At 67.6% G+C, this 13,792-nt stretch carries 11 protein-coding genes; 10 read left to right on the top strand and 1 reads right to left on the bottom strand.

The annotated features are described in order from the left end of the window. Positions 1 to 77: 77 nt before the first annotated feature. The 6 genes from AC3WRR_RS33200 to AC3WRR_RS33225 all read left to right on the top strand — a co-directional run bounded on the left by AC3WRR_RS33200 (position 78) and on the right by AC3WRR_RS33225 (position 8,742). On the top strand, positions 78 to 1,460 hold the full coding sequence (locus AC3WRR_RS33200; RefSeq protein WP_454750395.1) for a TolC family protein: 1,383 nt from the start codon (positions 78 to 80) through the stop codon (positions 1,458 to 1,460). A 54-nt stretch (positions 1,461 to 1,514) separates the two neighbouring features. Continuing rightward, the gene (locus tag AC3WRR_RS33205; protein WP_439669725.1) at positions 1,515 to 2,714 is read left to right on the top strand and encodes an efflux RND transporter periplasmic adaptor subunit; all 1,200 of its coding nucleotides are present in this window, start codon (positions 1,515 to 1,517) and stop codon (positions 2,712 to 2,714) included. Positions 2,715 to 2,727: 13 nt separating this feature from the next. After that, positions 2,728 to 5,850: an efflux RND transporter permease subunit gene (locus AC3WRR_RS33210; RefSeq protein WP_010810377.1), complete on the top strand. Its 3,123-nt coding sequence runs from the start codon at positions 2,728 to 2,730 to the stop codon at positions 5,848 to 5,850. A 321-nt stretch (positions 5,851 to 6,171) separates the two neighbouring features. Continuing rightward, a complete protein-coding gene (locus AC3WRR_RS33215; RefSeq protein WP_010810376.1) occupies positions 6,172 to 6,780 on the top strand; it encodes a hypothetical protein in 609 nt (202 codons plus the stop codon). 101 nt (positions 6,781 to 6,881) lie between these two features. Beyond that, on the top strand, positions 6,882 to 7,085 hold the full coding sequence (locus AC3WRR_RS33220) for a CsbD family protein (protein ID WP_010810375.1): 204 nt from the start codon (positions 6,882 to 6,884) through the stop codon (positions 7,083 to 7,085). 238 nt (positions 7,086 to 7,323) lie between these two features. Next, the gene (locus AC3WRR_RS33225) at positions 7,324 to 8,742 is read left to right on the top strand and encodes a sensor histidine kinase (protein ID WP_136227854.1); all 1,419 of its coding nucleotides are present in this window, start codon (positions 7,324 to 7,326) and stop codon (positions 8,740 to 8,742) included. Between the two features lie 53 nt (positions 8,743 to 8,795). Here AC3WRR_RS33225 and AC3WRR_RS33230 read toward each other — a convergent pair whose 3' ends face one another. Beyond that, positions 8,796 to 9,293, bottom strand: a complete 498-nt coding sequence (locus AC3WRR_RS33230) for an acyl-CoA thioesterase (RefSeq protein WP_010810373.1) — start codon at positions 9,291 to 9,293, stop codon at positions 8,796 to 8,798. A 328-nt stretch (positions 9,294 to 9,621) separates the two neighbouring features. On the opposite strand from AC3WRR_RS33230, the gene AC3WRR_RS33235 reads away from it, so the two are divergent. From AC3WRR_RS33235 to AC3WRR_RS33250, 4 genes are all read left to right on the top strand, one after another. Continuing rightward, the gene (locus tag AC3WRR_RS33235) at positions 9,622 to 10,398 is read left to right on the top strand and encodes a GntR family transcriptional regulator (RefSeq protein WP_011616689.1); all 777 of its coding nucleotides are present in this window, start codon (positions 9,622 to 9,624) and stop codon (positions 10,396 to 10,398) included. Positions 10,399 to 10,474: 76 nt separating this feature from the next. Then, complete coding sequence (locus AC3WRR_RS33240) at positions 10,475 to 12,019, top strand: acetolactate synthase large subunit (protein ID WP_492299287.1); 1,545 nt, start codon at positions 10,475 to 10,477, stop codon at positions 12,017 to 12,019. Positions 12,020 to 12,150: 131 nt separating this feature from the next. Further along, positions 12,151 to 12,543, top strand: a complete 393-nt coding sequence (locus tag AC3WRR_RS33245; RefSeq protein ID WP_492299283.1) for a Zn-ribbon domain-containing OB-fold protein — start codon at positions 12,151 to 12,153, stop codon at positions 12,541 to 12,543. Between the two features lie 4 nt (positions 12,544 to 12,547). Further along, a complete protein-coding gene (locus AC3WRR_RS33250; RefSeq protein ID WP_058698481.1) occupies positions 12,548 to 13,720 on the top strand; it encodes a thiolase family protein in 1,173 nt (390 codons plus the stop codon). Positions 13,721 to 13,792: the final 72 nt, after the last annotated feature.

The following is a 13,792-nucleotide window of genomic DNA, read 5'->3' on the forward strand; positions in this document are numbered from 1 at the left end:
TATTTGCCGCCCTGGTGCACCGTTCGGCGAGCACGGTCGTTTACCGCAGACCGTTGTCGAACCGAGCCTGACTGACCGTGCCTTTTGTCTTTTCCCGTATTGCCGTAGGTGCCCTGCTGCTACTGGGGGTTCTGGCCCGGCCCGCGGCAATCCTTGCCGCCGAAGGCCCCGCCGATCCGCTTCCTTCCGCTGATTCCGCAGATGCTGCCGGTCCTTGCGTGCCGCCGCCGGCGGGCGCGACGCTGACCCTGGCGCAGGCGCGCCTGGACGCACTGCGCTGCAACCGCGACATCATCGCCGCCCGCCGCGGCGTCGAAGCCAGCCAGGCGGACATACAGATCGCTTCGCAGCGGCCCAATCCGGTGCTGAGCCTGGGCGTGACCAATATCAACCCGCATGCCGGCATCGGCTCGGGCAACCTGCGCAGCAAGACCGTGGATTCCACCCTGCGCGTGGACCAGCTGATCGAGACCGCCAACAAGGGCGGCCTGCGCGTGGACGCCGCGCGCAAGGCCAGCGCGGCCGCCGGCGAAGTGGTGCAGGCGGTGGTGGCGCAGCAGAGCGCCGCCGCGGAGCAGGCTTTTTATGACGCGGTGGTCAGTCAGGAGCGCGTGGCGGTGTTCAAGGAGATGCTGGCGCTCTACGACCGCACGCGCCAGGCCAGCGAGACCCGCCTGAAGGCCGGCGACGTCTCGCGCGCCGACGTGACCAAGCTGCAGCTAGACGCGCTGCGCGCGCAGAGCGACATGCGCCAGGCCATGACCGACCACGCGCGCGACAAGGCCCAGCTGGCGCAGGCCATGGGCGTGCCCGGCACGCTTGCCGGCAACCGGCTGGTGCCGGACTGGCCGCCGCTGGATACGCCCGTGCCGCAGGTCGATCCCGACACATTGCAGCGCCGCCCCGACGTAACAGCGGCCGAGGCCCGCCTGGCCGCGGCCGCCGCCGCGCGCGACCTGGCGCGCGCCGGCCGCGTGCCCGACGTGACCGTCGGCGCGCAGGCTGAGCACTATCCGGTTTCCGCCACCAATACCAACGGCAGCGGCAACAGCTACGGCGTGTTCCTGACGATCCCGCTGTACGTGCGCCACAGCAACGGCGGCGAGGCCCGCCGCGCCGAGGTGGACTACTACGCCGCGCTGGACGACCGCAACCGCGTGCTGCTGGAAGCCGGCAATGAGATGGAACGGCTGCGCAGCCAGCTCGAAGCCGCGCGCCAGTCACTGCGGCAGATGCGCGACGACGTGCTGCCCGCCGCCGAAAGCGTGGCCGGCAGCGCCGAGTTTGCCTACGGCAAGGGCGCCACCGGCGTGCTCGACCTGCTCGATGCCCGCCGCGCGCTGCGCCAGACCCGGCTCGATGCCGTCAGCGCCCAGGGCGATTACGCCAAGGCCCTGTCGGCCTACCGCGCCGCGCTGCAGACCTCCACGACCGGCACTGCGACAAGCTCGCGTCCCTGAACCGCAGTCCCAGCGAATCCAATGCACTCCCTCCTGTCACGCATGTCCCGCCGCATGTCTTCCGTCCATTTCCCCGCCGGCCTGCCCGCACGGTTTGCTGCCCTGTCCCTGTGCGCGCTGGCGCTGGCCGCCTGCGGCAAGTCTGAAGCGCCCAAGGCCGATGACGATCCCAAGGTCAGCGGCAATACCATCCAGTTCCCGGCCAGCGTGAAGACGCTGCCGGGCATCGCCGGCGAAGCCGCCAGGACCGGCGGCGAGCGCATGCTGAGCCTGCCCGGCCGGCTGGTGTGGAACGAGGACAAGACCGTGCGCGTGTCGACGCCGTTTGCCGGCCGCGTCACCGAGATCCTGGTGCAGCCCGGCGCCACCGTGAAAGCGGGCCAGCCGCTGGCCAGCCTGACCTCGCCCGATTTCGGCGTGGCCCAGGCCGATGCGCGCAAGGCCGCCGCCGACAGCGCGGTCGCGGCCAAGGCGCTGGCACGGCAGCGCGAGCTGTACGGCGCCGGCATCATCGCGCAGAAGGAGCTGGAGCAGGCGCAGGCCGACGCCGCGCGCGCCGCGGCGGACCTGCAGCGCACCCAGGCGGCGCTGGCCCAGTACGGCGCGGCCGCGGGCGGCGCGGGCGCCTCAGGCATCGTAAACCAGCGCTTTCCGCTGCGCAGCCCGATCGACGGCCTGGTGGTCGAACGCAACATCAACCTCGGCATGGAGCTGCGCCCCGACCAGCCGCCCGCCGCGCCGTTGTTCCTGGTGACCGATCCGACCACGCTGTGGGCGCAGGTCGATGCGGGCGAGGCCGACCTGAGCCTGTTCAAGCCGGGCGTGGACGTGCAGCTCACCACCGCTGCCTGGCCCGGCGAGACCTTCTCCGGCACCGTGGTCAAGATTGCCGACTATGTCGATCCCACCGCGCGCAGTATCAAGGTGCGGCTGAACGTGCCCAACCCGGAGCGGCGCCTGAAGGCAGAGATGTTCGTCACCGCGAAGCTGCCGGCCGCGTCGTTCAAGGGCATCGCCGTGCCGTCCAAGGCCGTGTTCCTGGCCGACAACCGCAACTATGTGTTCGTGCGCACCGCCGCCAATACCTTCGAGCGCCGCCTGGTGCGCGTGGGCGTGACGCTGCCCGGCACCACCGAGCTGCTTGAAGGCGTGAAGGACGGCGAGACCGTGATCACCGACGGCAACCTCTACCTGCAGGACATCCTGCGCGATGCCACTGCCGTGAACGCGGCGCGTGCGTCCGAGAAGAAGTGAGGACGGCCGCCACATGATTTCGCGCATCGTCAGCTTTGCCCTGCACCAGAAGCTCTTTGTCTGGCTGGGCCTGCTTATCTTCGTCGGGGGCGGCCTGGCTGCATTCAAGAACCTGCCGATCGAAGCTTTCCCGGATGTCTCCGACATCCAGGTCAACGTCATCACGCTGTACCCGGGCCGCGCCGCCGAAGAGGTGGAGCGCCAGGTGACCATCCCCATTGAAACCGCGCTGGCCGGAACGCCCAACGCGGTGCGGGTGTTCTCGCATACGCAGTTCGGCCTGTCGTTCATGATGGTGACCTTCAACGACCGCGCCACCGACGTGACCGCGCGCCAGCAGATCCTGGAGCGCCTGCGCAGCGTGGACCTGCCCGACGGCGTGCATCCGGACCTGGCGCCGCTGTCCACCGCGATCGGCGAGATCTACCGCTTCCGCCTGGCCGGCAAGGGCTATACCGCGCAAGAGCTGCGCACGCTGCAGGACTGGGTGGTGGAGAAAAACCTGCGCCAGGTGCCGGGCGTGGCCGACCTGGTCACCATCGGCGGAACCATCAAGCAGTACGAGGTCAATCCCAACCTGGCGCGCATGCGCGATGCCAAGATCTCGCTGTCGCAGCTGTTCACCGCGCTGCAGCGCGCCAACGCCAATGCCGGCGGCGGCGCCGTGGCGCACGGCCGGCAACAGTTCCTGCTGCGCTCGCTGGGCAGTTTCCGCACCTCGGCCGATATCGCCAACGTGGTGGTGGCCGAGAACCAGGGCACCCCGATCCTGGTCAAGGACATCGCCGACGTGAGGGTCGGCAGCGCGCCGCCGCAGGGCCTGATGGGCCAGGACGACGAGGACGACATCGTCTCGGGCATCGTGGTGATGCGCAAGGGCGAGAACCCGTCGCTGGTGCTGGAGGCGCTGAAGAAGAGGATCGACCTGCTGGACGACCAGATCCTGCCCAAGGGCGTGAAGATCGTGCCGTACTACGATCGCTCCACGCTGATCGACAAGACCCTGCACACCGTGTTCGGCAACCTGGTGGAAGGCGCGCTGCTGGTGATGGCGGTGCTGTACCTGTTCCTGGCCAACGTGCGCGCCGCGGCGATCGTGGCGCTGATCATCCCGCTGGCGCTGCTGTCGACCTTCATCGGGCTGACCTGGGTGGGTATTCCAGCCAACCTGCTGTCTCTTGGCGCGATGGACTTCGGTATCATCGTCGACGGCGCGGTGATCGTGGTTGAGAATATCTTCAAGCGGCTGGGCGAGCTCAAGGCGCAGCAGATCAAGGACAGCAAGGCGCGCCTGCATGCCATCCTGCAGGCCACCACGGAAGTGGGCCGTCCGACCGTGTTCTCGATGGTCATCATCATTGCGGCGCACATCCCGATCTTCACGCTGCAGCGGCACGAGGGCAAGATCTTCGCGCCGATGGCCTACACGGTCACGGGCGCGCTGATCGGCTCCCTGATCCTCTCGCTGACGCTGGTGCCGCTGCTGTGCCACCTGCTGCTCACCAGGAACATCGCGCACGACGACAACTTCATCGTGCGCCACTGCAAGCGGCTCTATGAGCCGATGCTGGCCTGGGCGCTGGACCATAAGAAGCTGGTGGTGGGTTCGGCGCTGGGCCTGCTGGTGGTGACCGTGGGCGTGGGCAAGTTCCTCGGCAGCGAGTTCCTGCCCGAGCTGGACGAAGGCTCGATGTGGGTCAGCTTCGACCTGCCGGCATCGGTCTCGATCGACGAGGCGCGCGACCAGGCGCGGCTGCTGCGCAGCGTGATCCGCAAGACCCCGGAGGTCAATACCACCATCTCCAAGGTGGGCCGCCCCGACGACGGCACCGATCCCAAGCTGATCAACACCGTCGAGATCCTGGTGGACCTGAAGCCCGAGAAGCAATGGCGCGACGGCTTCAACAAGCGCGCCATCATCGGCGAGATCGACAAGAACCTGCGCCAGCTCCCCGGCATCGAGCCCAATTTCTCGCAGCCGGTGCGCGACAACATCCTGGAGAGCATCTCGCAGATCAAGGGCCAGATCGTGATCAAGGTGCAGAGCGACAGCCTGGAGCAGAACAAGAAGGTGGCCGACCAGATCCTGGCCAACGTGCAGACGGTCAAGGGCGTGATGCGCGCCTTTATCGACCGTGACGGCGAACTGCCGCAGTACGTGCTGGAGTTCGACCGGGCCCAGGCCGCGCGCTACGGCATCAATGTCGCCGACGTGCAGGACCTGATGGAAACCGCGCTGGCCGGCAAGGCCGCGACCGAGCTGTGGGAGGGCGAGAAGCACTTCAGCGTGGCCGTGCGCCTGAAGCCGTCGGAGCGCGCGCTGCCGAACCTGCCCAATATCTTCATGCAGACCGCGGACGGCGCGCAGGTGCCGCTGTCGCAACTGGTGACGTTCCGCGCGGCATCCGGTGCGATGAACATCAGCCGCGAGAACGGCCAGCGCACCACCTCGATCGGCATCTTTATCCGCGACCGCGACATGGGCAGCGTGGTCAAGGACATGCAGAAGCTGGTGGCGAAGAACGTCAAGGCCGACGACGTCAAGATCAGCTGGTCGGGCGAGTTCGAGAACCAGGAGCGCGCCATGGCGCGGCTCTCGATCGTGGTGCCGCTGTCGGTGCTGGTGATCTTCCTGCTGCTGTTCAATGCGTTCAAGTCGTTCAAGAGCGCCACGCTGATCATCTCGAACATCCCGTTCGCGCTGATCGGGGGCGTGTTCGCGCTGTTCCTGACCGGCATCCCGCTGTCGGTGTCGGCGGCGATCGGCTTTATCGCGCTGTTCGGCCAGGCGGTGCTCAATGGCGTGGTCATGGTCACCTACTTCAACCAGCTGCGCGATGAAGGCATGCCGGTGCGCCAGGCGGTGCTGACCGGCTCGATGGACCGGCTGCGCACGGTGCTGATGACCGCGCTGCTGGCCATGCTGGGTTTGTTCCCGATGGCGATCTCTCGCGCCATCGGCTCTGAGACGCAGCGCCCGCTGGCCATCGTCATCATCGGCGGGCTGATCACCGCCACCATGCTGACGCTGATCGTGCTGCCCACCTTGTATGAATGGATGGTGGGGCGCAACTGGCCGGACGAAGAGGGCGAAGCGCCTGACGAGAACCGGTTGACGCCGTCGATTCTGGGCTGACGACCGCCCTGACTTCACTGGCAATTTGCGCCCCTCTCCCGCTGCGCGGGAGAGGGGCGCCTTGTTCTGCGGCACGCATGCTCGCCCGCCGTCGCGCACATGACGCGCTGACCGCACCATCCCCCCTCCAGCAACCAGGTGCATGCCCCGCCGCGTGCCTCGCCCGCATTGCAATGTCGGAATAGTCTGACGCGCCTTTCGGAACCGGACGCCTGCTTCCCATACCCCCCCGGGCCTACTCTGTACTTACGGCATGGCCAGCAGCATAGCCGCCGGCCTCTCATGCGTACCTTTACGCAATCACCCGGAAAGGAGATCGACATGTTGAAGAAATGGCTGACCGCAGCAGTGTGTTCGATGATGGTTGCCGCACCGGCGGGATTTGCGCTGGCGCAGATGACCGCACCAACAACCGCGTCCGGAACGACTGCAACCGGGGCAAGGGCAGACTATGACGCCGCGGTGAAGCAGGCTGATGCGGACTACAAGGCTGCCTCCGCCAAGTGCAATGGCATGAAGGACAACGCCAAGGACGTCTGCAAGGCCGAGGCCAAGCGCGACCGCGATGTGGCCAAGGCCCAGGCCGAAGCCCGCCGCGACGGCACGCAGAAGGCGACCGCCAAGGCCGAGAAGACCAAGGCTGACCGCGACTATGACGTAGCCAAGGAAATGTGCGACGACAAGAAGGGCAACGACAAGGACGTCTGCAAGAAGGACGCCAAGGCCGCCCATGAAAAGGCACTGATGGCTGCCAAGGTCGACAAGGCCGCGGCGACCGGTTCGCGTGCCGACGTGGCGGAAGCCCGCGCCGACGCGAAGAAGGACGCCACCGACGCCGCCTACAAGGCCGACAAGGAACGCTGCGACGCGATGTCGGGCGATGCCAAGGACAAGTGCCAGGCCGATGTGAAGGCCAAGTACGGCAAGTAAGCCTTCGCGGCATCCCGCCAGCATTGGCGGGCCACGCACCGCACCACCCGCACGGGGACGCCTCCAATGCGCCCCCTTGCCACCGGATGAAGGAGCATGAGATGAACTGGGACCAGATCGAAGGCAAGTGGGAACAAGCGAAGGGCAAGATCAAGGAGAAGTGGGGCAAGCTGACCGACGACGACATCGCGCAGATCAACGGCAAGCGTGACCAGCTTGCCGGCCGCATCCAGGAGCGCTATGGCTATACCAAGGAGCGCGCCGAGGAAGAAATGAAGGATTGGGAACGGGACACGCGCTGGTAAGCAATGCGTGGCAGCTAGGCAAGGCGGGACGCCAGCGGGCGTCCCGCCTTGCTTTTTGCGTGCGGCGCGTGCTCGGAACCTGGCACCCCCGGAACGAGGGGTATGCCGGCGCGTATCGCACAGCATTAAGCGCGGATTAGCTCTGAATGCAACCGAATGATGCACGCGCCACCCGCGCAGGGCATAACATGTCGCGTCGCCGACCCTGCCATCCGCCCGGCTTGCCTTCGCGCTCCGCATGTACGCAGCCTTGCCCGCCTTCGTCTCGTCGATCTTCCTCGGTTACGGCCTCTATGTGCTGGTGACCAAGGGCGTGACGCGCGTCTCCACTTCGTTCTTCCTGCTGTGCGTGACCACCTTCGCCTGGCAGGGCACGTGGGTGTTCCTGTTCCAGGCCTCGCATCCCGATGTGTCGCTGATGCTGGCCCGGCTCGGCTACCTCTTCATCCTGTTCCTGCCGACCACCTTCTACCACTTCATCGCCGAAGTCACCGAGTGCCGCCGCGAGCGGCCGTTGCTGCTGGCCTCGTACGGCCTGAGCCTGGTGCTGGCGGTGCTGCTGCTGACCACCGACCAGGTGGTCTCCGGCTACTACAGCTATTTCTTTGGCGACTATCCCAGGGCCGGCCCGCTGCATCCGCTGCACCTGGTGCAGACGGTGCTGGTGGCGCTGCGCCGCGCCTGGCTGCTGGTGGCGGCGCGGCGCAATGCAACCGCCGAACGCCGCAAGCGCTACAAGCTGTGCCTGGTGGCGGTGGCGCTCTATTCGCTGGCGGCGGTGGACTACGCCGTCAACTATGGCGCGGCCTTCTATCCGCCGGGCGTGGTGTTCGTGGCGGCAAGCCTGGGCATCCTGGCGGTCAGCGTGGTGCGCTACGACCTGATGCATCCGTATTCGCTGGCCGCCACCGTGGCGCACGAGGTGCGCACGCCGCTGGCGACCATCCGCATGCAGGCGCAGGAGCTGGCGCGCACGTGGCCGCAGGTGCTGCACGGCTACCGGCTGGCGGTCCAGCAGGGGCTGTGCGAGGACCGCATGCGGCCCGGCCAGCTTGAGCGCGTGTCGAGCCTGGTCGGCGCCATCACGCGGGAAGTCGATGGCACCAGCACCGTGATCGACATGGCGCTGGCCTCGGTCACGCTGGAGCGGCTGGACCGCAGCAGCTTTGCCCCGCACGGCATTGCCGACTGCGTGCATGCGGCGCTGGAGCGCTACCCGTTCCAGGGCGAGGAGCGCGGCTGCGTGCAGGTGCGCGGCATCGACCAGGGCTGGCGCTTTGTCGGCTCCGACACGCTGCTGGTCTACGTGCTGTTCAATCTGCTGAAGAACGCGCTGCATGCGATCCGCGCGGCCGGCGGCGGCCGCATCGACATCACCGGCGCGACCGAGGGCCAGTACCACGTGATCCGCTTTCGCGACACCGGCCCGGGCATTGCGGCCGACGTCATGCCGCGCATCTTCGATCCGTTCTTCTCCACCAAGGCGCATGGCACCGGTGCCGGCCTCGGCCTGGCCTTCTGCCGGCGCGTGATCGAGACCTTCGGCGGGCGCATTGAGTGCGAGTCGGTGCCGGCCGTGCATACCACCTTTACCCTCAGCCTGCCGCGCTTCACCGCCATGGCCGACAGCCGGCTGCGCACCAGCACCGCCGGCTGAGCCACGGCCGGCGGTGCCGGATTCAGACCCGCGCGGGGTCAGCCGCGCCTGGCTCAGCTGGCCAGTGCCGGCAGCGCCAGTTCATATTCCCTGACCCGTTCGATGATGCCCGCCGGAAAGCGCGTGATGCGCTTTTGCCGGTCGGCGAAGACGATCTGCTGGTAGCCCAGCGACACCGGCTTGCCCCCCACGCAGAAGCGGAACAGCAGGTAGGCCGAGCACTGCCGGACCTGGAAGGTGTTCAGGTAGCAATCCACGCGCTGGAACGGGAACGTCTCCTCGACATACTCCTGGTGCGCGCGCTTGGTCACGAAGACGCCGCCCGCGGCCAGCAGGTTGTCGTGGATGCATTCATGGAACCAGCGCTCCCGGCAAATACCCTGCCACTCGAAATAGCGGGCGAAGTAGGTGTTCATAAAGGCATTGGAATCCTTGAGGTAGATGTCGATCGCATGGTGGAAGGTCTTGTGCGAAGCGGTCTCGAACGCGTCGGGCGCCAGTTGGGCCGCGCCGCGGTTCAGGATTTGGGGGATCACGTCTCGCATCAACATAAGTTGACTCCTTGAGATGGCTGCAAGCGGCAGCCACGCCTGCCCCCGGGAAGGTTGGGGCATGGTGGCATTCTGTCCGCTTGGGCAGTGTCAAGGTGAGCGCTGAAGTGGGGGTTGCGGCACGTTCCGGCGCGTGACGCACGGGCGACAAAAGTCCCGGAATGCACGCCCGGGCCTGGCAATACCGGAGCGGCATGGATCGGCGTTAACCCGAGTAGTCTAGGTTTATAGACTTTTATATAGTCGTCCGGCCAGGCTGCCTCCGGGCGGCCCACGCCTCGCCCTTTTTCCCCGACGTTCACCGGCGTTTCCCAACCTCCCTTGCCGCATGGCAGACACCACGTCCAGCGAACTCCTCGCGCGCAGCCGCCAGCCGGTCTACCTGCAGCTGGCCACCATCTTCCGCCGCCAGATCGAAAGCGGCGCCTGGCGCGAGGGTGAGCGCATCCCGTCGCTGGAAGAGCTGTGCCGCCAGTACGGCGTGGCGCGCATGACCATGCACCATGCCTTGTCGATGCTCGATGAAGAAGGGCTGGTGGCGCGCTCGCGCGGGCGCGGCACCTTCGTCAAGGCGCCGTGCCAGTCGCGGCGGCAGGTGTCGCTGTCGACCAGCTGGGACGAGGCGGTGGCGGTGGGCGCTCAGCTGGACACCGAAGCGATGGTCGAATCCGCCGGCAACGTGCCGCTGCCCGCCGATCTCGGCATTCCGTGCCCCGGTGAGCGCGCCGCCGAATACCACTTCCTGCGCCGGTTGCACCGGCTGGAAGGACGGCCGTTCGCGGTGGGCGAGGTCTATATCGAGGCCGGCGTCTTTGCGCGCGAGCCCGAGGCCTTCCGCCAGGGCGCCTCGGTGCCGGTGCTGGACCGCTTCCCCGGACTGTCGGTCAGCACCGCGCGCCAGCGCCTGTCGATCGTCGCGGCCGGGGCCGAATCCGCCGCCGCGCTGGCGCTTGCCGTGGGCGCGCCGGTGGCTGAGCTGCGCCGTTTTGCCTGTGTCCCGGGCGAGCGCGGCGAGCTGATCGTCTACTACGCACGCATCGAATTCCCGACCGACTTTGTCTGCCTGGATTTCGACCTGCTGGCGGCGCGGCCGTGCCCGGCCTGACGCCTCCCGTGCAACCAATGCCAACCTGCTGACCCAGAACCTGAGCGGAACCCGAGACATGGAAACTACCCAACCGATGAACGGCGCCGAGAGCCTGGTCAAGACCCTGCTCGCCAACGGCGTGGACACCTGCTTTGCCAACCCGGGCACCAGCGAGATGCACTTCGTCGCGGCGCTGGACCGCATCCCGGGCATGCGCTGCGTGCTGGGCCTGTTCGAAGGCGTGGTCACCGGCGCGGCCGATGGCTATGCGCGCATGGCCGGCAAGCCCGCCGCCACGCTGCTGCATTGCGGCCCGGGGCTGGCCAACGGCCTGGCCAACCTGCACAACGCGCGCCGCGCGCAGACGCCGGTGGTCAACATCATCGGCGACCAGGCCACCTACCACCGGCCGCTGGACGCACCGCTGACCGCGGATACCGAAGGCTGGGCCCGTCCGGTCTCGGTGTGGACGCGCACGGCCACGCAGGCTGCGTCCGTCGGCGCCGATGCCTCGTCCGCGGTGCAGGCCGCATGCGCCGCGCCGGGCGGGGTCGCCAGCCTGATCCTGCCTTCCGATGTGTGCTGGGATGCGGGCGGCGTGGTGGCCGCGCCGCTGCCGCCGCTGGCGGTGCCCAAGGTCTCGCCCGACGCCGTGCAGCAGGCCGCGCGCGTGCTGCGTTCGGGCCAGCCCACGCTGGTGGTGCTGGGGGGCAGCGCGCTGCGCGAGGCGCCGCTGGCCGATGCGCACCGCATTGCCGCGGCCACCGGTGCCCGCCTGATCTCGCCCATGTCCAATGCGCGCGTGTCGCGCGGCAGCGGCCGCCTGGCGGTGGACCGCGTGCCATATTCGGGCGACGTCGCGCGCGACAAGCTGGCCGGCATCCGCAACGTGATCCTGGTCGGCGCACCGGCGCCGGTGACGTTCTTTGCCTACCCGGGCAAGTCGCCGCGCCCGTATCCGGAAGATGCCGTGATCCACGTGCTGGCACGCCCGGAGGAAGACCTTGCCGAAGCGCTGGCCCGCCTGGCCGACGAGGTGGGTGCACGCAATGCACCGCTGCCGGCTGCCGTAGCGCCCGCATCCGTTGAGCCCGCCCGCGGCGCGGTCACGTCCGAGGCGGTGGCACGTACGCTGACCGCCTTGCTGCCCGAACAGGCGATCGTGGTGGAAGAGAGCATCAGCTTCGGCCGCGCCTTCTATCCGGGCACGGTCCATGCGGCCCCGCACGACTGGCTGCAGCTGACCGGCGGCGCCATCGGCGAAGGCCTGCCGCTGGCCGTGGGCGCGGCGGTGGCGGCGCCGGACCGGCGCGTGGTGGCACTGCAGGCCGATGGCTCGGCCATGTACACGCTGCAGTCGCTGTGGACCATGGCGCGCGAGCAGCTCGACGTCACCGTGGTGCTGCTGGCCAATCGCAAGTACGCCATCCTGCTGGGCGAGCTCGCGGGCGTAGGCGCCAACCCGGGCAAGGCCGCGCTGGACATGCTGGATATCGGCAATCCGGACCTGGACTGGGTCAAGCTGGCCAACGGCATGGGCGTGGAGGGCGCGCAGGCCAGGGACATGGAAAGTTTTGCCGACCTGTTCCGCATGGCCAATGCGCGCAGGGGGCCGTTTGTGATCGAACTGGTGATCTGAGCGCAGCGCTTTCCGGATTCAAAAATCCAGCCTTCGGCAGATGTGAATTGTTGCAATGCACAGACTGCGGCAAGCTGATTGCTGTGCCATGGCAGGTCCATGGCGGCACCATCAAAAGTGAAGGAGACTCCATGCCCCAACAACAAGCGGCGGTGGGTCCGGACAAGGCTTACGCGGACCAGCTCGCCGCTGGCCAGTTCCGCATCCAGCATTGCCAGGACTGCAAGCGCCACGTGTTTTTCCCGCGCAATATCTGCCCGCACTGCGGCGGCGACACGCTCGCCTGGGTCGAGCCCAAGGGGACCGGCACGGTCTACTCCACCAGCGTGATCCGCCGCAAGCCGGATGCCGGCGGCGACTACAACGTGGTGCTGGTCGACCTGGATGAGGGCGTGCGCATGATGAGCCGCGTGGAAGGCATTGCGCCCGCCAGCGTGCGCATCGGCATGCGTGTGCAGGCACGCGTGGCGCAGGGCAAGGAAGGCGAGGCCGCTCTCGTCGTGTTCGATTCGGTGGAGGGCTGAGGCCATGAGTTTGTCGAATTTGCGTGGCAGCGTCGCCATCGTCGGGGTCGGCCAGGCGGGCCTGGGCGAGGCCCACGGCAAGACTGAAATGGAAATCCTGGTGGAGGCCGCCAAGGCCGCCGTCAGGGATGCGGGGCTGTCGATGCGCGACATCGACGGCATCGCCACCGCCAGCGTCGGCGCCAGCATGTGGGTGATGCCGGTGGCCGAGTACCTTGGCATCAAGCCCAAGTTTGTCGACAGCACCATGATCGGCGGCTCCAGCTTTGTCTCGCACATGCTGCCGGCGATGATGGCGCTGGAATCGGGGCAGTGCGATGCGGTGCTGGTCTGCTACGGCAGCAACCAGCGCACCTCCACGGTTGGCCGCGCCGGCATCTCCAAGGTGCGCGCGGTGCTGGACCCGCAGCCGTATGAGCACCCGTACAGCCCGCTGCAGCCGATCACGTCATATGCTCTCGCCGCGGCGCGCCATATGCACCAGTACGGCACCACGCGCGAGCACCTGGCCGAGGTCGCCGTGGCCGCGCGCAAGTGGGCGCAGCTGAATCCGGAAGCGATGATGCGAGACCCGCTCAGCATCGATGATGTGCTCAATGCGCGCATGGTGTCGGACCCGCTGTCCGTGCGTGACTGCTGCCTGGTCACCGATGGCGCCGGCGCCTATGTGATGGTGCGCGCGGACCGCGCCAGGGACCTGGCCAAGCCGCCGGTCTATGTGCTGGGCAATGCCACTGCCACGTGGCACCGGCAGATCTCGTGCATGCCGGACCTGACCGTCACGGCTGCCAAGGAATCCGGCGAGCGCGCCTTTGCCATGGCGGGGCTCAAGCCGTCGGATGTCGATGTGGCCGAGCTCTATGATGCTTTCACCATCAACACGCTGCTGTTCCTGGAAGACCTGGGTTTCTGCGCCAAGGGTGAGGGCGGCCAGTTTGTCAGCGGTGGCGGCATTGCGCCGGGCGGGCGGCTGCCGGTGAATACCAATGGCGGTGGCTTGTCATGCGTGCATCCTGGGATGTATGGGATGTTCATCACCATTGAGGCGGTGCGGCAGTTGCGTGGGGAATGTGGGGAGCGGCAGGTACGGGATGCCGAGGTTGCCGTGGTGCATGGGAATGGGGGGACGTTGTCGAGTCAGGCTACGGCGATTCTGGGGACTGCGGCGACGGTTTAAGGCGGGAGCGGGGGGCTATTGGCTTGGCGCCATGCGGCCGCCTGTCGCCCCCACCCCAACGCAGTTCAATCC

It is taken from the genome of Cupriavidus sp. FW305-3-2-15-C-LB2, from assembly GCF_058787575.1.